The sequence below is a fragment of the Chloroflexota bacterium genome (assembly GCA_014360905.1).
Taxonomy (GTDB): Bacteria; Chloroflexota; Anaerolineae; order UBA2200; family UBA2200; genus JACIWX01.
This window is the reverse complement of sequence record JACIWW010000035.1, coordinates 1-23500: the sequence shown is the minus strand read 5'-3', so window position 1 is coordinate 23500 and position 23500 is coordinate 1. Positions and strand designations below refer to the sequence as shown.

Sequence of the window (23500 nt, the reverse complement as noted above, 5' to 3'; positions counted from 1 at the left end):
GCCAGATCGGCCATAGGCGGTGCTCCTCCTGGTGCAGTTGTTTCCACAATTCTTTTACCACAGGAGCACCCCCTTTTGTCAAAATCGCCTGTACCACCTGGTAACGATCTGTTGGCGCAAGCGCATGCTTCTTTTGACATAGAATTAGTATTGCGATTATAATGTTTGCGTCAGCAGTTGGCAAGACGAGTTAGTAGTGAGTATCCGAGGAATGCAAAGGGACGAGCCTGGATGGACAAGATTTTACTGAAGTCCTGCGAGAAGATGGATGAATTAGCAGATGGTCAGGTAGATTTGATCATCACTTCCCCTCCGTATTGGAACGCAATTGACTACGATGTACATGTCCAAGATGATACCAGCTGGTATCGCACGCGAAGAGGCGATGCATACGAGAAATACCTGGCTTGGTTGAACGCTTGTTTCCAAGAATGCTATCGGGTCTTGAAGCCAGGGAGGTTTTGCTGTGTGGTAATCGGCACCGTTCTGTTTAATGGAAAGCATTACCCATTACCCCAGCACTTCGTGTCTTTGATGGAGAAACTAGGCTTTGAATTTCATCAGGATATTATCTGGCACAAAGTTACAGGGGGAGTGAAAAGGGCGGGGGTCACAATACAGCACCCGTATCCTGGCTATTACTGTCCCAATATTATGACAGAGTACATCCTCATCTTTCGGAAGCCAGGCCCCAAGATCTATAAAGGGAAGACGAACGAAGAGAAGGAACAAAACAAAATTCCGATCGATGACCTCTTCACAAAAGAACTGGCTAATAATGTCTGGCATATTGCGCCCGTTCCTCCCAATCAGTACGAGCATCCCTGCCCCTTTCCTGAAGAAATCCCTTATCGGCTGATTAGCCTCTTCTCTTACCCGGGTGATTTGGTGCTAGATCCGTTCTTGGGTATTGGAACCACAACGAAGGTAGCTCGCGCCCTCGAACGGCACTGGATTGGCTACGAAGTGAAGGAAAAGTACGTGCAAATCGCCAAGCAACGGTTAAATGAGCCCCTGAACCTCAGAGAACAGCTCATTGCCGTTTTCGAGAAATTGCCCGTGTATGAAGGGTCCCAAAAAGGTACTGCAAAGCGAACCCAGAAAACACATACACGTCAACCACCCCAGCAAAGTTTGTTCGACCTTGCTTTCCGGGAAAAGGGCGGTGAATATGATTCGGAGCCAGATTCAGAGTAACGAACTTATCATCGAGATTGCTCGCCTTGGACGACAACATCCCTCCCCTCCGCCACTGAGTGAGTTCTTCCCCTTTCGTCACTACCTAAGCCAGGATAGTTCCCTGATAGGGCTGGATGAAATCGATGGGTTATGGACTCGCAGAGAAGTCCTAACCAGGTTCTTACTCTTGAGTGCAGTCTTGGATCAGGGGCCAGATCTCGAAGGCGTTCGGCTATTAGTGAAAAGTGTAGTGAACGATCTGTATCTAAGAGAGATCCGCATCTTCCATAAACCGTTAGAATTCTTCAGGGAATTTGGAATCTCCATTGACAGGATTTTGCAAGAGCACGATAGTATCAAAGAGATCAGAGCGGATGATTGGGCTCGCGTGAATAAAACCAGCGCCAATAAGTACAATTTGTTCCTGGATAACTCAAAACAAGCTCTGAATTATGCTGTTTCTCGATGGGGCACTGCATTATGTCTCCCTCTGCTGCTGGAAAAGGAGAGAGGCCAGGACGACGCAATTGAGCCTCTCGTGGATTACCTCGAAAGCTGGCCTTCTGCCGAGATTATGAGTCAGCAGATAAAAGATCACAGGCGCTATGGTCTGGGCAAGGCAATAGGAGATAAAGCAGGCCATTTATTTGCCAAATGGTATGTTTACACTTTCAGACTGGCGAAAAGGAAAGGCAATACCTGGGGTCCCCTCTCGCATGAATTGCCATTAGACAGCAATGCTGGGCGTGTGTTGTTCCGCACCGGATTTTTACTTGACTGGGCAAGCATAGAAGACTACGAAAGGTGGAATGTCATACAGAGGGGCAAGGGAAAAGGCGGATTAGACTACCTGCGGGTAACGAACATCCGGGGCAAGAAATCAACCCGTACCGAAATATCAGGTGAGTTTGGAGAAGTATACAGGTCTGTCGTGCTGGAACACCTGGCAGTGCAACGACGAGTACCAACGAAAATGGAGATTCAGAGAATTCCGAACGCACTCCTTCTGCACTCTGGCTACGCCATTGGCGATTTGGACGACGGTCTCGTATACATTGGCACAAATTACTGCTTTAACCATGACGCGCCCAGGTGCACGGGCTGTCCCATCAATGGCATGTGTCTGGGGCATCAGGCCGCCCAGGATTTGATCACTCGCTATAGGACTTAGACCTTCGCCTGACCCCAACTGCCGTTCAGCGCACGAGATCGCCGCCGAATAGAATTCGGCGGCTACGAGTGTGAAGATCCGCTCACCGTAGTGGCGGCTTTCCATAGCCGCCATGAGGGGTGATGTCAAGATTTTATGGCGGGGCAGGTATGGGAACCTGCCCTCACCAGAGGGTGATTTGTCAAATGTTGTGTAAAAGGCCTTAGGCGGGTAAGGATAGCCTCCGGTCTTCTCGTTGTGAAAGGCTCCCATCGAGCGAGCGCGTTTCTTGACTTCGCCGAAGAGGCGTTCGACATAGTTGTTGGTGCGAATCGAGCGCCAGTGCTGTTTGGGAAAGTCATAGAAACGCAGGCAATCACCCAGATCCCTGCGCAAGCACTCGACTGCCTCAGAGATCACCGGCTCCCACTTGAGTACAAAGGCTTCTACCTCCTGCTGAGCCTCATCTTTGCTGTTGGCCAAGTAGAAGATGCGGTTCAATTCGTTGCGCACGTCAGCTTGCTTGCTCTTTGGCACATGGACCAGGATGTTTTCGACCTTGTGCACCGCACAGCGCTGCCGGATAGCACCGGGAAACTTGGCTTCGATTGCCCCGATGACTGCCATACCGCCATCGGTAATCCACAGCTCAGCGCTTTCTACCCCACGACGCTAGAGGTCATCCACAAAGCTATCCCATGCCGCACGGCTCTCCTTGTCCCCAGGGGCAAAGCCCAACACCTCCCGTTCACCATTCATCTTGACCCCCAGGGCAGCTAACAGGGGCACTTTCTCATACTGATTATCGTAGCCGACGGTAAAGTAGACGCCATCCAGAAAGATATACCGATACCGTTTCTCCAGCGGCCGTTGTCGCCAGGCGTTACATTCTTCTTCCAAGCTATGGAAGATACGCGATACGGTCGATGGACTGGGTTCAGCCCCCAGCAAGTGCTGAGTGCTCTGCCCCACTGCCGTAGTGCTCAGCCCTTTGATAAACATGTCACGGATGGCCTGATCTACCTGGCTCTGGCGTCGCTGGTAGCGGTCAAACAAGCGCGTCTGGTACAGCCCGGCACGATCGCGAGGCACTTTCACGTTTGCCAGTACTCCAAAGCTGGTGATCCAATCCCGCTTGTAGCTCCCGTTCCGTTGTCCGCGCCGCTTTGGACTGCGTTCGTAAGGCTGCGCCTGCAACAGTGCGCTCAACTCGTCTCGCATCACCTCCTCGAAAATGAGGCACACGACACAACGGGCGCATTCCATAATATAGGCCTGAAACTCGATTTGGCTAAGGTCGAAAAGTGTGCTAATATCCTTATCATTGGGCATGGTCTATCCTCCTTAAAAGATGGTTGCTTATCTCTAGAGGATACCCTGCCCGCCCTTTTTACACAAAATCTAGTATATCACCGAGGCGTCTTTTGAAAGTTACATCTGAGAAAGTCGGCTCATGTGAATATCGTTTGACCATTATGATGCACTTCCTGGCGGCATAGGCATCGCGGAGAAGGGCTTTGCCCTGCTTCTAGAACTGTGGAAGGCAACCTTGGCTGCTATCCAGGAGTGCCCTTGCCAGGATGGCTGCCCCAGTTGCATCCAATCCCCCAAGTGCGGCAACAACAATGAGCCGCTGGATAAGCGTGCTGCCATTTTGATCCTACAGGCATTGCTGGGCAACCAGCGTGCATGACGCAGAAACAAGACAAACCAAGCCTCGCCTAGAGACCTGGTTTGTGCTTGCTGGGAACCACACTTTACGATATGGTGAACATCAGCTCAACCAAATCTTCAATTGGTTCTGCAGTACCATCCTTTTTCGCTGCAGCCGCTGAGCATTCCTTGGCATAGTGTTTCAGCAAGAAAAGACTGGCACTATGCGCTGCCGCACGGATGGAGGCAAGTTGATGGATGATCTCGGCGCAATCGCGTCCCTCCTCCACCATGCGCTGCACACCTCGTGCCTGTCCCTCGATGCGCCGTAGGCGAGAAAGCATTTCTTGTCGCACGTCTTGTGGGAAATCCATGTTTTTCATTCCTTGTATCACAAGAGCCAACGGCTCTTATCTGCGAATGCTTCAGCCCCCTGTCGGTGCGCACGAAGCATTGGCAGCCGCTGCGCTGGTCGTAGAACTGCTCTTGCCAAAGAGGGAGATCGCTTTCTCTACGCGTTGACTGCCGCAGCGTGGGCAGCAGATATCCACTTCGGCCGACATGGAACGAAGCCACTTCTCAAACTTCTCTCCACATTGAGTACAACGATACTCATAGATCGGCATACAGTCACTCCCGAGAAAAGTATCAATGAACCCTTATGCTGTAGCTTTCAGAACAGCATCCAACCTCTCGGCGATGGCCTTTTTCGGTCGTGCGCCAACGATCCGCTCAATCTCCTGACCGTCTTTGAAGATAATCAAGGTAGGGATACCCATGATGCCGTAGCGGACCGGCGTTTCGCCATTCTCGTCCGTATTTAGTTTGGCAATCACCACTCGCCCGTCGTAGTCGGCCGCTAGCTCCTCAATGATCGGCCCTACCATACGGCAAGGCCCACACCATGGTGCCCAGAAATCAACCAGGACGGGCAATTCAGATTCCAGTACTTCCTTTTGAAACGTTTCGTCAGTGACATGCAATGGCTCTTTCATCTTTCTTTTTCTCCTTTGGCATTTGGATGGGGAGATAACCTGCGGATATTTTCTGCAATCCGCAGTTTGGTTATTACTATACCCCCCTAGGGTATATATTAGCACAAAACCACTTTTTTGTCAAACTTGTGGGCTGCTCGCAAATATCGTTGTTCGAGACCCATCTCCCATCGGCAAGCAATGCAATAGCCTGCGCAACAAACTAGTCGGGTGGGGTATTTTCAGCAGATTAAGCGATCGCCAAGGGAGATAAAGTCAGTTTCTCCTCCTGTGCTTGCTTAGGCTAACCATCGTTCAGTCGTTCCTAGGCGCGGAGCAGAAACCCACTCCCCAATCTGGTGATACTTATTCGCACCCTGCCTATTTTACGGCGATGTGCTATAATAGCAGCAAAGCAGCAAGCATTCGAAAGGGGGGAATGGATGGCAGCGTATCGCTTTCGCGGTGAAGACAAGGCGCTGGACGACGAAGCGCGTGAGGGAGCGCCAGGGCAGTTCGTTGCTTTGCCCGATGGAGTGGTGCACTATGAGCTAGCCGGACCTCTTGATGGCCAGCCGGTTGTGCTCATCCATGGCTTTTCCGTCCCGTATTACATCTGGGATCCGACCTTCCCCGCCCTCGCTGAGGCAGGGTTCCGACCCTTGCGTTATGACCTATATGGGCGTGGTTTCTCTGACCGTCCAGAGACGGAATATACTCTTGACCTCTTCGTGCGGCAGGCACTGAACTTGTTACAAGCGTTGGGCATTGAGCGCGCTGTAGACGTGGTAGGTCTCTCCATGGGCGGTCCCATCGCCGTGAGCTTTGCTGATCGTTATCCGGAGCGCGTGCGCAAACTCATCTTGATTGACCCAGCCGGCTTGCCCTTTGCTAAACCAGTCCTGGGCAATATCATCACCCTGCCTTGGCTTGGTGAACGGCTGATGGACCTCCTCTTTGAGCGGGTTATGGTCAACTCGCAGGGCAATGACTTTGTGCATCCGGAGCGCTTTCCCGATTTTCGCGCCAAGTACCTACCACAGACACACTACATTGGTTTTCGCCGCGCTATCCTCTCCACTTTGCGTGGCGATGTCCTGCGCGACCACAGCGAGGTCTACCGCCGCGTGGGCAAGCAAGGGCGTCCCATCCTGCTCATCTGGGGACGCCTGGACAAGACTATACCCTTTGAAACGCACCGCCAAGTCCTCGCGGCCATGCCTGGGGCGGATTTCCATGCTATTGAGGATGCCGGACACGTCCCCCACTACGAGCGTCCAGAGGTGGTCAATCCTATTCTCATCGAGTTCTTGCGTCGGTAGAGCAGAAGACTCGGCCAGGCGGCGAAGCAATCTCCCAGCCTCATACGCGGGATTGCTTTATCACGCAAAACGCCTCGCGTAATGCGATCTGCCGTTGTGTGTTGCTGAGGAACAGCCCAAGCATCTCGCATAAATAGGAAAAGCGCCCCTGGAGGGATTCGAACCCCCGACGACAGGGCTTAGGACGCCCTCGCTCTGTCCTCTGAGCTACAGGGGCACTATACTGCACTGAAGTATACCACATCCTGCTGGGCCTGGCAAGTTGCGCACTTGGAACACTCCTGCAAAATCCTGATTCTTCGGGGCGGGATCTCAGGTGACTGCCCGAATGGATATCGCAACCCAAGATCGCGCGAGTTTGACAACTACTCAACCCCTCGCTAGAATGGCATATATCGTGTCACAGGGCCAACCCAATAGCTGGGAAACGGTGGCAGATCACAGCAGTAATGTGCAGCGTGTATCTTGCCTTAAATCACAACCCGAACGAAGGAGCGATTGTGAAACTATCTGTATTGATTCCTGTGTTCAACGAAGAGGAAAGTGTCAAGGAATTGCTTGACCGTGTGCTGGCAGTTCCCGTTGATAAAGAAGTGATTGTGGTGGACGATTGCTCCACTGACAATACCTGGACGATGTTAAACAGCGTCCGGGATCCACGCGTGCGCATTTACCGCCACGAGGTGAATCAAGGCAAGGGTACGAGCATTCGTACCGCTCTCAGCCATGCTACCGGCGATTGGGTCATCATCCAGGATGCCGATCTAGAGTACAATCCAGATGACTATCCAAGGCTGCTCGAGCCAATCCTGAACGGCAAGGCTCAAGTGGTTTACGGTGTACGCGATCTCAGCAGGCAGAAGCTGTTTTTTCGTCTGGGGAACCAATTCCTGACTTTTGTCACGAATGTGCTCTATGGAGCCCAGATATCCGATATGGAGACCTGCTACAAGCTGATGCCCCGCAAGGTGATGCAGGAACTGAATCTGCGCCCTAGCCGTTTTCAGATTGAGCCGGAGATTACCGCAAAACTGTTGCGCAGGGGTTACTCGATCCATGAGGTACCTATCTGGTACAAGCCGCGCAAAGAGAAAAAGCTGAACCCCTGGAAAGATGGTCTTCCAGCGCTCTGGACGTTGATCCGCTATCGCTTTGGGAAGGTATAGCGCGGAGACAATCGTATTTCTCCATGATCCAGCCCGGAAAAAGCAAACGCAACCACCAGTGGCGGCTTGACCTTGCTTGTTATCCGCTTGTTTTTCTGATGTGTTCCCAGCATGCGCGCACGCAGATGCCGCATACATCTGCTTGCAGGCCAAGGGCGCGAATGCGCTGTCGGCAGGCTTCGCGATAATCACTGGCTTTGCGTAGAATGGGGCAGGCTTCCAGGCACAAACGGCATTCGCTGCATCCTGGCAATTCTTTTGGCGAGCTTGGAATGCGACCTGAGATGAAAATCGTAGCAAAGCGCAGCGCTGGACCTGCCTCTGGCGTAACGATCAAGCCGTGCTTACCTCTCCAGCCCAGACCAGCCGCCTCCGCGAAGACGCGATGTGACACACAGTGGGGGAAGTATTCCCTAACATGCCTGACCTGTCCGGCCCAGCCCTCTATGGTCGCCTGCTCAGCAATGCCACCAAAACGAGTCACCATCTTCTGCGCGATATTGTTGAGCGTGTGGTTGAGTGTAATGTAGGCCTGTGCATACTCGTTCCAGCAGTCATTGGGTGAGGGCTTGCTTTGCCAGGTAGCGGGTATGGATAGGACTTCGTGCTCGTGGTAGAACACACCAAGGGAAATGGCGGTTATCTCTCGCCCAAGGGTTTTCAATTTCTTCTCCAGATACTGCTGCTGCTCCGGAAGCAAAAGGATCATGTCCAAGGAAGAAAAGCCAATCACGCCCTGGCGTCCAGCCTCGGCGCACAATTGCTGAAATAATTGTTCAATATCTTCCCTTGATGAAATGACAGGCATAGAGCCTCCTTTTCGAACATCTATCGCCCTCACGGGTTTGGTTTTATGGTCAGATGACACCTTTTTGCCGTAAGCGTTCCATATCCGTCGCCGTGTAGCCCAATTCGGCTAGTATTTCCGAGGTGTGCTGACCCAAGACAGGTGCAGGGGATTGGGGCGTTTCGCGGCCATCCAGCGGCATAGCCAAATTCCCATCGTGCCATAACTGGCGATGCACAGTCTGCGGATGAGCGAATACTTCATCCAGGGATAAAACCGGTTCGCAGCAGCAATCGTGAGTGGCAAATAGGTTGGTCCAATATGCTCTGGATTGTGTGCGGAAGAGCGCTGCAACTTCAGCGATTAGGCTTGCCTGATCGGCGTCATATTGCCGTGCTTGCCACTCTAGGCGACCAACAGCCCTGCAGAAAGCTTGCCAGAACTCGGGCTCCAATGCTCCCAGAGCCATGTACCCTCCGTCTGCTGTCTCATAAACATGGTAGCATGCCAGCTTGCCCGTCAGCCACGTTTGGCCTCGTTGAGGGACATGCCCCGTCGTCAGCCACTCGGCCAATGGTATAGCCAGCAGAGCGACGATGCTATCTAGCATTGCAATATCCAGATACTGACCCCGTCCACTATGCTCGCGTCCCAAAAGCGCAGCGACCACTCCGAAGGCCATCCACAATCCTCCCACCAGGTCAGCGATGGGCACGCCAGGAATAACCGGGGGACCATCTTTTGTCCCGGTGAGAGCCAAAAGTCCTCCAAGAGCGATATAGTCCAAATCGTGGCCGGCACGCAGATGATAAGGGCCTCTCTGGCCATATCCGCTGAGCGAGGCATAGATCAAGCGCGGATTCACTGCTGCCAGTGTTTCGTAATCGAGCCCAAGCCGTTTCATCACACCTGGGCGAAAACCTTCTAAGAGCACGTCAGCACGCTGCGCCAATTCCTGTAGGATACCCCTGCCTTCGGGCGCTCTCAGATTGAGCGTCATGCTCTTTTTGTTGCGGTTTAGCAGCTCAAACATTGCGGCCCCACCATCGACGCCAAAACGTGATACGTAGCGCAGTGGATCACCAAAACGTGGCCTCTCGATCTTGATGACTTCAGCACCGAGATTGGCCAAGGCTGAAGATGCGTAGGGCCCTGGTGCCAAGCGAGTCAGGTCGAGGATGCGTATACCCTGCAATGGCTGTTCCAATGTCCTTATCCTCCCGTATAGTTTGAGTCCACTCATGGCGTGACAACGCATAGTTGTGCCATAATAGCCGAACCATTCTCCTGCATCCGCACTGGAAAGGAAGCACGATGAAAGGAGTGGTCAACGCCGTGGTATTGTATCATAGCGTCTTGTCAGCAACAAAGAAGCATCGGGGATGCTGTTCGGAGCGGCAGCTGCGCTTGTCCGTACTGCGTGAATGTGATATACTTGCGGCAACGATGAGGAAGGACAAGTATGCTGTTTCTTTGCCCTGGCAGAGCATGAGGAGGACAATTTGATCGTCGAACTGCTTGTCGTTGGACCATTGCAGACTAATTGTTATATTGTTGCTGACGAGAATACAAAAGAAGGCATTGTCATTGACCCAGGTGGAGATGGCGCTCACATTTTGCGCACTGTGCAACAGATGAAGCTGAATATCAAATTGGTTGTCAATACACACGGCCACTTTGATCACATCATGGCTAATAAGGAAGTGATAGAAGGGACAGACGCTTCTTTGGCTATCCATCCCAAAGACGCGGACATGTTAACCAATCCCCTGCGCAGTTTTGCCGTGTTTGTCGGCAAAGTTCATCCCAGCCCGCCGGCGACGTTGTTGCTCGAGGAGGGAGCAACCGTGGAATTTGGTTCGGTCCGGTTACATGTATTGCACACACCCGGGCATTCACCTGGAAGCATTAGTCTGTGGAGTCCGGAGGAGAAGGTGATTTTCAGTGGCGACGCGCTGTTTAATCTAGGCATTGGCCGTACGGACTTTCCTGGGGGGAGCATGCGGGTTCTACTACAATCCATCAGAGACAAGTTATTCACCCTGCCCGATGATACGGTTGTCTATCCCGGCCATGGCCCAAAGACAACCATCGGCTTCGAGCGAAAGTACAATCCTTTTCTGGCTTAGAGGTCCGAAGAAAAAGGAGCGCGACTTGGAACGGTTGGGGAATATCACGGAGCAAATTCAGGCGTATTTCGAAGCGAAGAATGCCACACGTGAGCAAGCGCTGACGCGCTCACGCGAATTGACTAGATGCTGTGCCCTTGCCATTCGTGCACTACATCGCGCTGAGTATAACAAGGCAGCGGATTTGCTGGCTACGGCGAAGGCGGCAGCACAACGCATGTCCAGTGATCTGCGCGATCATCCTGATCTGTACTATAGTGGATATACACAGGATGCGCTGAAAGAGTTTGCTGAGGCCACTATCACCTGGGCGCTCCTCACGGATGCGCCGTTGCCCACCCCCGATGAGTTAGATGTACCACCGGCTACTTATCTCAATGGTCTGGGGGAGGCGATGGGTGAAGTGCGACGCTATGTCCTGGATGTCATTCGCAGAGGTGAGATTGACCGCTGTGAAGCGATGCTACAGGTGATGGAAGAGGTGTATAGCACGCTTGTGACCATTGATTACCCCGATGTCATCACTGGTGGTCTGCGACGTACTACAGATATGGTTCGTGGAGTTCTAGAACGCACACGCGGTGATCTGACCATGGCTGCGCGTCAGGAGGCTCTGCGGAGTGCGCTACGGGACTTTGAGAGTACTTTGCGGCAGGCAGAATACCCTTTGGAAAAAGAACCAGCAGCAGGTGCGGACAATGGATGACGAGCGTTCTGTGCCGGTCATCATGGCCAGTGAACTGGGTCAGTATGCCTTTTGTGCCCGCAGCTGGTGGCTGGATTCTGTGCAGGGATATCCATCTAGCCATAAACTAGAGATGGTCGGTGGTCACTTTGCTCACCGAGCGCATGGGCGCGTTGTGGCACGCCATCTCCGTCTGCAGCGTCTGGCTTATGCGCTGCTCTTGCTGGCAGTGCTAGTTGCTACAGTGGGCATATATCTTCTGAGACGAGGGCTGTAATGCTCAGGAAATGGTGCTTTCTCGCTCTAGCTCTGCTTGTTGTGGTCGGGTGTAGCTTGGATCCGGGTAACCCTGGGCATTCTCCTACCTTGTCAATGCAGCCTACTGCTACCGTTGAACCCTCACCGCTGCCCAGTCCTACGTTTACGGCCACGCTAACGCCGTCGCCTACACCCACCATGACGCTGACGCCATCTCCAATCCCTACTCTTGGGCCGGAGGCTTCTTTCGAGCGTTTCATCTTGATCGATCAGGATACGCAAACAATGTATGTTTACGAGGATGGTGTCAAAATCCGCACGATACCGGTCAGCACAGGTAATCCGGAGGATAAGACGACCATGACGCCAGCCTGGGAAGGAGAAGTAGGCAAATATGTAGGCACCTTCTTCTCCTTCGGAACGTGGGCTGATGATGCCTGGTATTTGTTCGATCACTATGGCGCTGTTTTGATCCATGGTGCCCCCTATCTGAAGGAAAACGGGGAAAAGATCTATCAAGACTTGGATGCCTTGGGTGTGCGACCCGTGTCCCATGGCTGTATCCGATTGCCACCCGAAGAAGCCAAGTGGTTTTCAGAGTGGGGGCCTCAAGGGGCCCACATCATCATTTTGCCTCTTACGAAAAGGCCGTAATCCTATGCTCTGGTTGCTTCTTGCCCTTTTGTTAGCCGTGGCAGGAGCGTGTTTACTCCTCTATACCCGCAGACAGAGGCTAGCGGCCGGTTTGCCGACAGGCCAGATCGTGTATGCAGATACGGGTGCCTGGCAGTGTTGTGAACGCCCATTGTTTTCGCCGCGGTATCGCCTTGCCGGCAAACCAGACTACCTGGTGAAGGAACATGGTCAGATTGTGCCCGTGGAAGTGAAGCCTGGGCGTCGCGCTGCTGAACCATATGAGGGGGATATCCTGCAGTTGGCGGCTTATTGCCTGTTGGTAGAGGAAGAATATGGAGAGCGCCCGCGTTACGGCTACCTCAAGTATCACCAGGCAGTTTTTCGCATTGACTATACAGAGGAAGTGCGTCACTACCTATTGTCCAAACTGGAAGCAATGCGTCATGATTTGCGTGCACCAGATGTTGCCCCAAGCCACGACGAGCCCCAGCGTTGCCTGCGTTGTGGACATCGGTATGCCTGCCACAGGCGTTTGGCTTGAAGAGCAGAGTAACCCGCAGTGGGGATATTCCGTAACAAGCAGCAATAGGGCAGGGTTTTAACCCGCCCTACTTTTGTATGTCAGAGGTGTATGGCAAAGGCTTTAGTTCGACAAGGTTGGCGGATTGGGCTATAATTCATAGGCAAACCATCTTTATCATCAGGTTATCTTCACTGTTTTGGCTTATGGTAATCATGAATTAACAACTGTGAGCTGGCAATGAAACGATTTGGACTGCTGCATCATCCCAAGATTAGCGAATCGCAGACTTTGGCACAGGAGGTGGAAACTGCCCTGCAAGCCTATGGCGTATCGGTGTGGCAGGCTTCAGCCTGGGACGAAGCTGAAGTGCTGCAACAAGCACAGGGGACCGATTTGTTGATTACGTTTGGCGGAGATGGCACCATCGTGCGCACGGCGCGCATCTTGGCTGCCCATAGCCTGCCTATTCTGGGAGTGAACTTGGGTCGTCTAGGATTTCTAGCTGAATTGCAGCCTTCGCAAATACGGGGTAGGCTAGAGGCGCTCGTGGATGGGCAATATTGGTTGGAAGAGCGCATGATGCTGCACGCGGATGTAGAGCGGGAGCGACGCATCGTGCATTCGTATGAAGCGCTCAATGACGTCGTGGTCAGCAGGGGGCGCATTGCGCGGGTTGTGCGGGTCGAGACCTATGTGGATGGCCAGTATCTGACAACCTATGTGGCAGATGGCGTGATCGTAGCTACTCCCACAGGTTCTACAGCTTACTCGCTTGCGGTAGGCGGCCCAATCCTGGATCCTGGTTTGTTCAATCTTTTGTTGACGCCCATCGCTCCGCATTTAAGTGTGGCTACAGCCTTGGTGCTGCCCGCTGGAGTGCGCGTACATTTGGAGCTTTCCACAGAATACGAAGCTTCGCTGACTATTGATGGTCAGGTGGACCTCCCGCTGGGAGACGGCGATATGATCGTTGTAGCAGCTAGTCGAAACGTGTGTCGTTTTGTGCGCATGGGAGAGCGTAATTACTTTTACAAGGCGCTATTCGAACGGCTCAGGTAAAAGCTGTGCGTTTGGCTTTGAGTTACAAGGGTGAAATATCGAGAGTGGTATTGCAACCTATTCGCTTTTACTCTAAGAGATTGGTAACCACTGATTGAGGTATTCGGAGGTCGGGGGTTGTTGTCCGAACTGAATATTTCCAACTTTGCCATCATTGATCATCTGCATCTGACGATTTCGTCGGGGTTTACTGTGCTCACAGGCGAGACGGGCGCGGGCAAATCCATCATTATTGATGCAGTGAGCACGTTGCTCGGAGGGCGCGGAGATGTAGAACTCATTCGTTCGGGAACAGAAGGCGCGCGCATAGAAGGGGTTTTTATTTTATCCCCTGCGCTTCGTGACGAGTTGATACCGTTTCTGCACGAACACGGACTGGATGATGACAGCGACACGCTCATTCTCACACGTGAGATTAATCGGAATGGCCGCCATGTCTGCCGGGTAAACGGGCGCACAGTGACCTTGGGCATCTTTGCCCAGATAGGCGAGCGCTTGGTTGATATCCACGGGCAAGGGGAGCACCTGTCTCTTCTGCGCGTCAAAGAGCATTTGAATTTCCTAGATCGGTACGGTGGCTTGCAAGAGCAGCGGGCTGGGTTAGCCGAGCAGGTGCGAATGTTGCGCAAGGTGCGTGAGGAACTGGCCGCTCTGCGCCGAGACGAGCGCGAATTAGCGCGCAGAGCTGATTTGCTGCAGTACCAAATACGCGAAATCGAGGACGCAAAACTCCGCCCCGGCGAAGAGGAAGAGCTTTTGGCAGAACGCAAGTTGCTGCTCAATGCGGAACGTCTTTCTATGCTGGCCAACACAGCTTTTCAAAAGCTTGGTGGTGGCAGTGAGGAACAACACACGGTAGTTGATATGCTGGAAAGCGTGCTGCGCGACCTGACCGAATTGGAGAAACTCGATGCGCATATCGCGCCGCAGCGCCAATTCGTGGAGGAGATATCTTACCAACTCGATGACCTCGCGCGCACGCTGCGCAGTTATCGGGATAAAATCGAATTCAACCCGGTGCGCTTGCAAATGATCGAAGAACGGCTGGATTTGATCCACAACTTGAAACGCAAGTACGGCAATTCCATCGCGGAAGTGTTGCATTTTGCTGAAGGGGCAGCGAAGGAATTACATGCGATTACCCATAACGAAGAGCGTATTGCCGAATTGGAAGAAGAGGAAGCCCGTCTGATCGTGGAAGTTGGAGCCCAAGCGTCCGCACTCTCAGCAGCCAGGCGCGAGGCTGCCAATCGGTTGGAGGCAGCTGTAGAGCGTGAGCTCGATGAGCTGAACATGAAGCAAGCTCGCTTCGTAGTGGACATGCATTGGAAAGAAGCAGAGGATGGGGTGCTGGTCGAGGGCAAACGCTATGCCTGCGATCTAAGTGGCATTGATCACGTGGAATTCCTAATTTCACCCAATGTCGGCGAGCCGCCAAAACCATTGGCCAAAATTGCTTCAGGGGGCGAGACTTCTCGGCTTATGTTGGCCCTGAAAGTGGTGCTTACTGCGGCTGATGAAGTGCCTACGCTTATCTTTGACGAAATTGACCAAGGTATCGGCGGCCGTGCGGGAGGCGTGGTAGGACGCAAACTGTGGGGCTTGACATCCAAGCACCAAGTATTATGTGTCACGCATCTGCCCCAGTTAGCCTGCTATGGTGATGCTCATTACAAGGTAGATAAGGTGCAGAGTCAAGGACGCACGGTGACACGTGTGCAGGAGCTTGGTGAGCAGGAACGTATTGAGGAACTCGCCGCTATGCTCGGTGGCCCGCCAGGTGTGGCACGCCAACGCAGCGCTCAAGAAATGTACGAAGAAACTCTGACCATCAAGAGGGTCGGTGCCCAGCAAAAATGAACTTGTCCATAGCGGTTGTGCCCTTCGGTCACGAGGATAAGGCAAAGCCGTGCAAGGTTTTAGCGGTCGAGTTCTTTGTAATGCATATCGGATAGCCCTCTTAACCGTTCTGCAGCAGCTTCAGCCGTCAAGTCACGTTGAGGCTGCGCTAGCATCTCGTAGCCAACCATGAACTTGCGCACAGTAGCTGAACGGAGCAACGGCGGATAGAAATGTGCGTGCAAGTGCCACGCAGGATGGAGCTGGCCATCCGTGGGCTGCTGATGAAAGCCCATTGAGTAGGGAAAGGATGCCTGGAACAAGTTATCATAGCGACAGGTTAATCGTTTGAGGATATCCGCTAGCGCATCGCGTTCTTCTCCATCGAGGTGGGACAAAGAGGAGACATGGCGTTTGCTGAGCAGCATCGTCTCAAAGGGCCAGATTGCCCAAAAGGGGACTAGAACGACAAAACCATCGTTTTCCAGCACAATGCGCGTTCCTTCTATCATCTCTAGCGCCAGGTAGTCGCACAGCAAGCAGCGCCCTGACTCATGCAGATAGTCCTCTTGCGCCGCGTTCTCCTTAATCACTTCCGTAGGTAGAGACTCATTGGCCCAGATTTGCCCATGTGGATGCGGATTGGAAGCACCCATCATCTCCCCTTTGTTCTCGAAAATCTGCACATAGCGGATGAATGAAAGCGCCCCTAGTTCGATGTACTGTTCTATCCAGAGATCGACCACAGCGCGAATTTGATCCACTGTCATTTCAGCCAAAGTCAGGTCGTGACGGGGAGAGAAGCAAATCACGCGGCAGATGCCGCGTTCTGGGTGGCTGACCAGGAGCGAGGAGTGTACTTTGGCTGCATCACCGATGCCTGCGGAGTAGGGCAGCAAAGCGCTGAAATCGTTATCAAAGACAAATGTGCCTTCATAGTCTGGGTTTTGCGTGCCTTTGGCACGCATGTTGCCTGGGCATAGGTAGCACTCTGGGTCGTAGGCGGGACGCGTCTCTCGTGGTGGGGTCTCCACCAGGCCGAGCCAGGGGCGTTCCATGCGGTGCGGAGATACCAGAACCCACTCGCGTGTTAGTGGGTTGTAACGACGGTGAACAACAGATAGCGTTTGTGCATCTGCGATCATTTGGACCTCCTGGAGAAGTTGCTTGACCTATGATAAATGACACGGGGCGGATGACCAAATCCACATAACTGGTGAGCCAGCCACGGTAGACCCCAGTTCTTTTTGGAGTTTTGTGCCCAATTTTTTATCATTAACCAGCACAATGTGAGTACCTTAGGAGGGCAATAATCGGCAATGGATAACCATGTTGGGCATTCTTCCGATTTTTGTGTCTTCTGTGCCATCGTCAATGGCCAAGCGCCAGCGGTGGTGGTCTATGAAGACGAGCACACGATGGCTTTCATGGATATCAATCCGGCTACACGGGGTCATGTGCTGGTCATCCCCAAGAAGCACGCACGAGACCTCTTCGATGTGGGCGAGGAAGATGCATTGCACGTGATGCGCACCGTGGTGCGCGTGGCGCGGGCTATAGACAAGGCGCTGCAGCCCGATGGCGTGAACCTCATCCAAGCCAACCGTCGCGCGGCTTTTCAGAGTGTGTACCACTTTCACATGCACGTAATTCCCCGTTGGTGGGATGATGGACTGGTGCCGATATGGCGGCATCAACGCGAGGACCCAGAGGTGCTGCGTGAGGTAGGAGCGAAAATTAGGCAAGCGCTCAACACGGATTAATAGAAATAAAATCCTTAGGTTGCAAAACCTAAGGATTTTCAGTCGGGGCGCGCGGATTTGAACCGCGGACCACTTGAACCCCATTCAAGTGCGCTACCGGGCTGCGCTACGCCCCGTTTGAGATCTATTATAGCCAAGTCTGCTCCTTTTGCCAAATCGCTGTTGCGCTTACGCTAATCGTCTATTTTGACCAAACATCCCCTCTACATTACAATCTCCTGCAAGCCATGATGGAAAACCATTTCTTCGGCTCGTTCGTATGCAAACAGACAGGCGGCAGTTTTCGCATACTACTGCCTGCTGGCAAGTGATAACGGGAAGTTCTCTATGTTCGACAATCTGACCACCAGACTACAAGATATTTTCAAGAAACTCTCCGGAAAAGGACGTCTTTCCGAAGCGGACGTAGATGCCGCGTTGCGTGAGGTGCGTCTGGCGCTGCTCGAAGCAGACGTCAATTTCCGAGTGGTGAAAGATTTCATCGCTCGTGTGCGCGAGCGGGCTGTCGGTGCAGAGGTGATGAAGAGCCTCTCTCCCGCTCAGATGGTGATCAAGATCGTCCACGAGGAGCTCATTGCCACTTTAGGCGAGCCGCGAAAACTGGATCTGTCCGGTCCGCCGCCTCATGTGGTTATGCTTGCTGGCTTGCAAGGATCGGGCAAGACTACTACCGCTGCCAAGTTGGCACTCAAGTTGCGGCAGTCAGGGCAGCGTCTCTTGCTAGTGGCAGCAGATACGCGGCGACCAGCGGCGATCACGCAACTGGAGATACTTGGTCGCCAGTTGGACATCACGGTACACAGCGAAGGCGATCAAGTGCCCCCACCACGTATCTGCGTCAATGCGGTTGCTCGAGCGCGCAAGGGTGCTTACAGTGTGGTCATCCTGGACACGGGCGGTCGGCTGCACATTGACGATGAGATGATGCGCGAACTGGAGGAAATCGTGCGACAGGTTTCTCCAGTCGAAGTCCTGCTGGTAGCAGATGCCATGACTGGCCAGGATGCCGTGCGTGTGGCAGAGGAATTCAACCGACGTGTGCGACTGACTGGCCTGATCTTGACCAAGGTGGATGGTGATGCTCGAGGCGGAGCTGCCCTTTCCATCCGCGCTGTCACTGGCGTGCCGATCATGTATTTGGGCGTGGGCGAGAAATTAGATGCACTTGAGCCCTTCCAGCCTGAACGATTGGCTTCGCGCATTTTGGGCATGGGCGATGTGCTGACTCTCATCGAACGCGCTGAAGCTGCTTTTGATCAGGAACAGGCGCTCAAGATGGAACAAAAGCTGCGCACGGCCACTTTCGATCTGGAAGATTTTCTGGAACAGATGCAACAGGTGAGGAAGATGGGGCCATTGCATCAACTTTTGGAAATGATCCCGGGGTTTTCGGGTATCAAGAGCCAATTGCCGGAAGAATTGACCGAAAAGCAGATGAAGCGCGTAGAAGCCATCATCCGCTCCATGACTCCGGAGGAGCGGCGTGACCCACGTATCATCAACGGAAGCCGCAAACGCCGTATCGCACGAGGCAGTGGCACCACTGTATCTGAAGTCAATCAATTGCTCAATCAGTTCCGTCAGATGCAGCAGTTGATAAAGCAGATGAGCACAGGACGTGGACCTGCTGCTCTGTTGGGGCGGTTCAGATTGTGAAGCTGTCTTCCGGACGAGCCTGCGCGGAGTTTGCCCACTCGGGTTTCTTGACCACAGGCTCATTCTCTATTACAATTTGTGCCTAACATGAGTATGTCCATGTGAGCTGACTGACAGTATTGTTAGCGAGATGGAAAATACAAAGATCAAAAGGGTTTTCGAGTTTGCTAAATGAAGGAGGAAAGGTTTCTTGGCAGTTAGGATTCGTCTTCGTCGTACTGGTGCAAAGAAACAAGCTAGCTACCGCATTGTTGTAGCAGATGCGCGATCTCCGCGAGATGGGCGCTTTATTGAGAATATCGGTTATTATAATCCTCGTACTGATCCGCCTACGTTCGAAATCGACGAAGAGCGCGCTCGCTACTGGCTATCACAGGGAGCGCAGCCTAGCGATGCTGTAGCACGGCTGTTGGAAAAAAAAGGCCTAATCACAGAGCGGAAACGGCGCTACAGTGCACCGACCGCGACTGATGTTGCTGCTGAGCCTACCGCGGGGGGAGGATAACCACTCGTGTCTGAAGGGCAGATGAAGGAACTCATCGAGTACATAGCCAAATCCCTCGTTGATCATCCCGAAGAAGTACGGGTTGAGGAGATCGTTGGAGCACGTTCCATCATCTATGAGTTACATGTAGCCCCGTCTGACATGGGCCGTGTGATTGGGAAGAATGGTCGTGTGGCCAACGCTATACGTAGCCTACTGCGCGTTGCTTCCACACGGGCTGGGAAGCGAGCAATTCTGGAGATTGTCGAGTAGCAGAACATGACATATCTTACTGGCAATAAGTTTTACCTATTGCCACAATAGCACCTATGTCAATGCCGGGACAATGCGGCGCAGTAGCAAACTCGTGTTGTCCGGGCTTTTAGCTTTTACCTAAGGATGGCACTTGGGCGCTAAGCATTCGCTCAATGCGAATCCTCTCTAGAGATGCGGAGCATGGATACCAGATATTGGGTGGGTTTCAATATCGTTCCAGGGATTGGACCAGCCCGTCTGAAGAAGCTCTTGGACTATTTCGGCAGTGCTGAGCGGGCATGGCACGCTTCTGCGCTAGATTTGGCGCGAGCAGGTCTGGATCGCAAGCCCCTCCAGAGCCTGATTGCCATGCGCGATAAACTCGACCTGGATGCAGAGATGCACCGCATTGAAGACACAGGCGCACATGTGTTCACGTTGCAGGATGAAGGGTACCCACGCCTGCTACGCCAGATCAACTTGCCGCCACCCGTGCTGTATGTTAAAGGTTCGTACACGCCAGAAGACGAATGGGCTGTGGCTGTGGTTGGCACACGTTATGCCAAGGCTTATGGTCGCGAAGCAACCCGCTATCTAGCAGGTGAACTTGCGCGAAACCACATTACGATTATCAGCGGTTTGGCGCGTGGCATTGATTCGGAAGCACATCGCGCTGCTCTGGAGGCGGGAGGCCGCACTATTGCCGTGCTGGGGTCTGGCATAGACATCATCTACCCTTATGAGAATGCCAATTTGGCACGCGATATTGTGGCCTCTGGTGCGCTTATCACGGAGTATCCACTAGGCACGAAACCAGAGAAGGGTAATTTTCCGCCACGTAATCGGCTCATCAGTGGTTTGGCGTTAGGCACATTGATTGCTCAAGCGGGTGAAGGCAGTGGCGCGTTGATCACCGCTTACTATGCATTGGAGCAGGGGCGCGAGGTCTTTGCTGTGCCTGGCAGCATCTTCGACCATGGTTGTAGTGGAACCAATCGGCTTATCCAGCAAGGTGAAGCCAAGTTGGTAATGCGTGCCCAGGACATACTGGAAGAACTGAACCTGACCATGGTCAGCCAACAGGCGGAAGTACGGGCGGTGGTGCCGGAGAACGAGACAGAAGCCCTTGTACTTCGGCATTTGTCGGAAGAGCCGATACACGTGGACGAATTGGGGCGTGCCACTGGCCTGCCCATCGCTCAGGTCACGGGTACACTAGCCTTGATGGAACTTAAAGGGCTGGTGCGACAGACTGGGGGCATGCATTACATATTAGCCCATGAGAGCCGCCATTCATATACCGTGGATTGATCCTCTATAGAGGCAGGCATCTCAGACTCGAGTTATGGAGCAAGTATGAGTAGTACTCAATCTCCTTTATATGGGGTGATTCTGGCTGGTGGGGGAGGCACACGCCTTTGGCCGCTTAGCCGTATGAAACAGCCAAAGCACCTTCTGGCGCTGTATAGCGATGACACCATGCTGGCCCAGACCTGTGCGCGTGTGCAGCCATTGATCCCCAATGATCATTTGATGGTCATTACGGTGGCTGAGCATGCACAGGCAGTGCGCGATGAATTGCCCACTATCCCCTCCGCCAACTTTGTGGTAGAGCCGATAGGACGCGGTACTGCGCCTTGCATCGGGCTGATGGCTCTGCTCATCCACAAGCGCGATCCAGATGCTATCATGATCTCTTTGCACGCCGACCACGTGGTTGAAGATGAGCAGGGATTTCGTCGAGCACTGCGAGCTGCAGTGCGAACTGCTGAGGACGACCACCTAATTACGCTGGGCATTCAGCCTACCTACCCAGAGACTGGCTATGGTTATATCGAACGTGGCGCTTTGCTTGGTCGGGTTGGGGATCAAGATGTATATCGAGTGGAGCGCTTTACTGAAAAGCCCGATCTGGGGATAGCCTGTTCCTTTGTGCAAAGCGGGCGCTATTTCTGGAATAGTGGCATATTTGTCTGGAAAGTGTCCGCAATCCTAAGGGAAATGCGCCGTTTACTGCCAGAGCTGTATGCACAGTTGATGGAATTAGAGCCAGTGCTGGATACGCCGAAGCAAGCTGAAGCAATTGAACGCATCTGGCCTACTGTTCGCAGCGTGTCCATTGACGTGGGCATCATGGAACGGGCTAGCGATGTCGTGGTGATCCCTGCTGACTTTGGCTGGAGCGACGTAGGCTGCTGGAGTTCCGTGGCTAGTCTATTGCCGGCGGATAATGAAGGGAACGTGGTGCAAGGCGAACAGATTGTGCTAGATTGCAAGGATACCTTCGTCTATAGCTCTGGCCGTCTGGTAGCGGTTCTAGGGTTGCAGGGCATGATCGTGATTGATGCTGGCGATGCTGTGCTGGTGTGCCCTAAAGAGCGCGCTCAAGACGTGAAGAAAGTGGTTGAAGAATTGAAACGCCAGGGCAAAGGGCAATACCTCTAGGATACAGAGTGATGCTCCTCCCATCGCGCGGTTTTTCGCTGTGGAGCGAGAGCACGAGTATGGAGAGCCTGGCTTGATCGCAGAAATTGTCACCATCGGCACGGAATTGCTGCTAGGCGAGATCGTGGATACGAATGCCGCCCATATTGCGCGGCAACTGGCCACCATCGGTGTGGACCATTATTACACTACGACTGTGGGTGATAACGAACAGCGCATCGTAGCGGTATTGCAGAGTGCTTTAGCCCGTTCGGATGTGGTGATCACCACTGGCGGATTGGGACCCACGGTAGATGACGTTACCCGCGAAGCAGTAGCCCGTGTATGCGGGCGAGAATTAGTTTTTCACCCCGAATTGCTTGCTCAGATCGAGTCCTTCTTTCGCAAGCGCGGCACGACGATGAGCCCTAACAACCGCAGGCAAGCCTATGTACCTGCTGGAGCCATCGTGCTCGAGAATCCAGTGGGCACAGCTCCATCATTCATCGTTGAGGTGGATCAGAAGGCAATCATCTGCCTGCCGGGCGTGCCGCATGAGATGGCGTATCTGCTGCAGAAGCATGTGTTGCCCTATCTGAGCCACAAGATGGGAGAGGGAGCTGTGATCCTGTGTCGCTGGGTGCACACGGTGGGCATTGGGGAAAGCATGATTGGCCAAGCCATCTTCGATCTGATGCACAGCAATAATCCCACAGTGGGTACACGCGCACATCCGGGTCAAACCGATGTGTGCATCACGGCTAAGGCGAAAACACGGGCCGAAGCATTGCGACTGCTCGAAAGCATGGAACAACAGGTGCGTGCGCGGCTAGGCTCAGTGGTTTATGGAGTGGATGAGGAAACACTCCCCGGTATCGTGGTCGGTGCTTTGCGTCAACAGAAACTCACCATGGCCATTGGCGAAACCAATACAGGCGGACTTGTCGCACGGCGCTTGCTGGAAGTGGAAGGCGGCAAGGAGGTACTGGCTGGCGTACGCATTGCTCTTGACGGTTTGACACTGGCTAAGGAGATGGCCATCCCAGCAGCAGTGCTTAGCGAGGATACGGTGCGCGCACTGGCAGGTGTCTTGCGCGAGCATTATACAGCGGATTTAGGGCTGATCATTTGCGAGAGCGATGGCGAGACACCCCTTTTGTATATTGCTCTGGCTGCACCAGATGGTGTGCACGTGCATCAGTGGCCATCTCGCGGCCAATCCGATGTGGCCACGCTATGGACATTCTATTATGCCTTGGATGTCGTGCGGCGCTGGTTAATGCACTAACGCACGCCCGACGTCTCAGCACTGGGCCATCGTTATCTGAAGGTGCTGCCTAACCTCGTGACGATCCCGACGATGGTGAAGTTAGCACTGCCTGTAAGTGGCCAATAGATCGTTACCAGCCTCTTTGTCACAAGCGAGCAGCAGGTCGGTACTAATTGGGTCGAGCAGGATAGGTGGTAGCAAGGCGATATGCTCATCCCCAGTATACCCCAAATGGCGCAAGACGGCCAAAGGAGGCTTTTGCTCCATGCCCACGCCAAAGTGGGGGCG

At 53.3% G+C, this 23500-nt stretch carries 27 protein-coding genes and 2 tRNA genes; 18 read left to right on the top strand and 11 right to left on the bottom strand.

The window, feature by feature from the left end; all coding sequences use genetic code 11:
- Positions 1-231 precede the first annotated feature (231 nt).
- Positions 232-1197 (top strand): site-specific DNA-methyltransferase, encoded by a 966-nt coding sequence (locus H5T67_11985; GenBank protein MBC7246025.1) that lies wholly within the window; start codon positions 232-234, stop codon positions 1195-1197.
- Positions 1198-2077: 880 nt separating this feature from the next.
- On the opposite strand, the gene H5T67_11980 is transcribed toward H5T67_11985, so the two are convergent.
- Positions 2078-2956, bottom strand: coding sequence for a transposase (locus tag H5T67_11980; protein ID MBC7246024.1), 879 nt, complete (start codon positions 2954-2956; stop codon positions 2078-2080).
- Between the two features lie 45 nt (positions 2957-3001).
- Positions 3002-3661, bottom strand: a complete 660-nt coding sequence (locus H5T67_11975) for a transposase (GenBank protein MBC7246023.1) — start codon at positions 3659-3661, stop codon at positions 3002-3004.
- A gap of 127 nt (positions 3662-3788) precedes the next feature.
- Here H5T67_11975 and H5T67_11970 point away from each other — a divergent pair, with 127 nt between their 5' ends.
- Positions 3789-4022: a DUF1998 domain-containing protein gene (locus H5T67_11970; protein ID MBC7246022.1), complete on the top strand. Its 234-nt coding sequence runs from the start codon at positions 3789-3791 to the stop codon at positions 4020-4022.
- A gap of 64 nt (positions 4023-4086) precedes the next feature.
- Here H5T67_11970 and H5T67_11965 read toward each other — a convergent pair whose 3' ends face one another.
- From H5T67_11965 to trxA, 3 genes are read right to left on the bottom strand one after another with little or no spacing between them, the layout of a single operon-like run.
- A complete protein-coding gene (locus H5T67_11965; GenBank protein ID MBC7246021.1) occupies positions 4087-4365 on the bottom strand; it encodes a metal-sensitive transcriptional regulator in 279 nt (92 codons plus the stop codon).
- Between the two features lie 42 nt (positions 4366-4407).
- Positions 4408-4608, bottom strand: coding sequence for a zinc ribbon domain-containing protein (locus H5T67_11960; GenBank protein ID MBC7246020.1), 201 nt, complete (start codon positions 4606-4608; stop codon positions 4408-4410).
- Positions 4609-4641: 33 nt separating this feature from the next.
- The gene (gene trxA / locus H5T67_11955) at positions 4642-4977 is read right to left on the bottom strand and encodes a thioredoxin (GenBank protein MBC7246019.1); all 336 of its coding nucleotides are present in this window, start codon (positions 4975-4977) and stop codon (positions 4642-4644) included.
- 422 nt (positions 4978-5399) lie between these two features.
- Here trxA and H5T67_11950 point away from each other — a divergent pair, with 422 nt between their 5' ends.
- A complete protein-coding gene (locus H5T67_11950; GenBank protein ID MBC7246018.1) occupies positions 5400-6278 on the top strand; it encodes an alpha/beta fold hydrolase in 879 nt (292 codons plus the stop codon).
- 143 nt (positions 6279-6421) lie between these two features.
- Here H5T67_11950 and H5T67_11945 read toward each other — a convergent pair.
- Positions 6422-6495: transfer RNA gene (locus tag H5T67_11945), tRNA-Arg, on the bottom strand.
- Positions 6496-6727: 232 nt separating this feature from the next.
- Between H5T67_11945 and H5T67_11940 the strand changes: the two genes are divergently transcribed.
- Positions 6728-7444, top strand: a complete 717-nt coding sequence (locus H5T67_11940; protein MBC7246017.1) for a glycosyltransferase family 2 protein — start codon at positions 6728-6730, stop codon at positions 7442-7444.
- 79 nt (positions 7445-7523) lie between these two features.
- Here the strand turns inward: H5T67_11940 and H5T67_11935 are convergent, their stop codons facing one another.
- Positions 7524-8252: a hypothetical protein gene (locus H5T67_11935; GenBank protein ID MBC7246016.1), complete on the bottom strand. Its 729-nt coding sequence runs from the start codon at positions 8250-8252 to the stop codon at positions 7524-7526.
- 49 nt (positions 8253-8301) lie between these two features.
- On the bottom strand, positions 8302-9438 hold the full coding sequence (locus H5T67_11930) for a CoA transferase (protein MBC7246015.1): 1137 nt from the start codon (positions 9436-9438) through the stop codon (positions 8302-8304).
- 295 nt (positions 9439-9733) lie between these two features.
- Between H5T67_11930 and H5T67_11925 the strand changes: the two genes are divergently transcribed.
- From H5T67_11925 to recN, 7 genes are all read left to right on the top strand, one after another.
- Positions 9734-10360: an MBL fold metallo-hydrolase gene (locus H5T67_11925; GenBank protein MBC7246014.1), complete on the top strand. Its 627-nt coding sequence runs from the start codon at positions 9734-9736 to the stop codon at positions 10358-10360.
- Positions 10305-11066: a haloacid dehalogenase gene (locus H5T67_11920; GenBank protein MBC7246013.1), complete on the top strand. Its 762-nt coding sequence runs from the start codon at positions 10305-10307 to the stop codon at positions 11064-11066. The genes H5T67_11925 and H5T67_11920 overlap by 56 nt, the downstream gene beginning before the upstream one ends.
- Positions 11059-11322: a hypothetical protein gene (locus H5T67_11915; protein MBC7246012.1), complete on the top strand. Its 264-nt coding sequence runs from the start codon at positions 11059-11061 to the stop codon at positions 11320-11322. The genes H5T67_11920 and H5T67_11915 overlap by 8 nt, the downstream gene beginning before the upstream one ends.
- Positions 11322-11957 carry a L,D-transpeptidase family protein gene (locus H5T67_11910; GenBank protein MBC7246011.1) on the top strand — a complete coding sequence of 212 codons (636 nt, stop codon included), beginning with the start codon at positions 11322-11324 and terminating at the stop codon, positions 11955-11957. The genes H5T67_11915 and H5T67_11910 overlap by 1 nt, the downstream gene beginning before the upstream one ends.
- Before the next feature lie 4 nt (positions 11958-11961).
- The gene (locus H5T67_11905; protein MBC7246010.1) at positions 11962-12480 is read left to right on the top strand and encodes a Dna2/Cas4 domain-containing protein; all 519 of its coding nucleotides are present in this window, start codon (positions 11962-11964) and stop codon (positions 12478-12480) included.
- A gap of 219 nt (positions 12481-12699) precedes the next feature.
- Complete coding sequence (locus H5T67_11900; GenBank protein MBC7246009.1) at positions 12700-13521, top strand: NAD(+)/NADH kinase; 822 nt, start codon at positions 12700-12702, stop codon at positions 13519-13521.
- A 120-nt stretch (positions 13522-13641) separates the two neighbouring features.
- Positions 13642-15381 carry a DNA repair protein RecN gene (gene recN, locus H5T67_11895; protein ID MBC7246008.1) on the top strand — a complete coding sequence of 580 codons (1740 nt, stop codon included), beginning with the start codon at positions 13642-13644 and terminating at the stop codon, positions 15379-15381.
- Between the two features lie 59 nt (positions 15382-15440).
- Here recN and H5T67_11890 read toward each other — a convergent pair whose 3' ends face one another.
- The gene (locus H5T67_11890; GenBank protein ID MBC7246007.1) at positions 15441-16505 is read right to left on the bottom strand and encodes a UDP-glucose--hexose-1-phosphate uridylyltransferase; all 1065 of its coding nucleotides are present in this window, start codon (positions 16503-16505) and stop codon (positions 15441-15443) included.
- Positions 16506-16679: 174 nt separating this feature from the next.
- On the opposite strand from H5T67_11890, the gene H5T67_11885 reads away from it, so the two are divergent.
- Positions 16680-17123: an HIT family protein gene (locus tag H5T67_11885; GenBank protein ID MBC7246006.1), complete on the top strand. Its 444-nt coding sequence runs from the start codon at positions 16680-16682 to the stop codon at positions 17121-17123.
- A gap of 42 nt (positions 17124-17165) precedes the next feature.
- Here the strand turns inward: H5T67_11885 and H5T67_11880 are convergent.
- Positions 17166-17239: transfer RNA gene (locus tag H5T67_11880), tRNA-Pro, on the bottom strand.
- A 211-nt stretch (positions 17240-17450) separates the two neighbouring features.
- Between H5T67_11880 and ffh the strand changes: the two genes are divergently transcribed.
- The 6 genes from ffh (at position 17451) to H5T67_11850 (ending at position 23230) form a co-directional block, all read left to right on the top strand.
- Positions 17451-18779, top strand: a complete 1329-nt coding sequence (ffh, locus tag H5T67_11875) for a signal recognition particle protein (protein ID MBC7246005.1) — start codon at positions 17451-17453, stop codon at positions 18777-18779.
- A 190-nt stretch (positions 18780-18969) separates the two neighbouring features.
- Complete coding sequence (gene rpsP, locus H5T67_11870; protein MBC7246004.1) at positions 18970-19284, top strand: 30S ribosomal protein S16; 315 nt, start codon at positions 18970-18972, stop codon at positions 19282-19284.
- A gap of 21 nt (positions 19285-19305) precedes the next feature.
- Positions 19306-19536: a KH domain-containing protein gene (locus tag H5T67_11865; protein MBC7246003.1), complete on the top strand. Its 231-nt coding sequence runs from the start codon at positions 19306-19308 to the stop codon at positions 19534-19536.
- Positions 19537-19710: 174 nt separating this feature from the next.
- Positions 19711-20829, top strand: coding sequence for a DNA-protecting protein DprA (dprA, locus tag H5T67_11860; protein ID MBC7246002.1), 1119 nt, complete (start codon positions 19711-19713; stop codon positions 20827-20829).
- Between the two features lie 45 nt (positions 20830-20874).
- Positions 20875-21963 (top strand): NTP transferase domain-containing protein, encoded by a 1089-nt coding sequence (locus H5T67_11855; protein MBC7246001.1) that lies wholly within the window; start codon positions 20875-20877, stop codon positions 21961-21963.
- A gap of 73 nt (positions 21964-22036) precedes the next feature.
- Positions 22037-23230 carry a CinA family nicotinamide mononucleotide deamidase-related protein gene (locus H5T67_11850; GenBank protein MBC7246000.1) on the top strand — a complete coding sequence of 398 codons (1194 nt, stop codon included), beginning with the start codon at positions 22037-22039 and terminating at the stop codon, positions 23228-23230.
- 81 nt (positions 23231-23311) lie between these two features.
- On the opposite strand, the gene H5T67_11845 is transcribed toward H5T67_11850, so the two are convergent.
- A partial coding sequence (locus H5T67_11845; protein ID MBC7245999.1) for a hypothetical protein occupies positions 23312-23500 on the bottom strand: 189 nt, incomplete at its 5' end.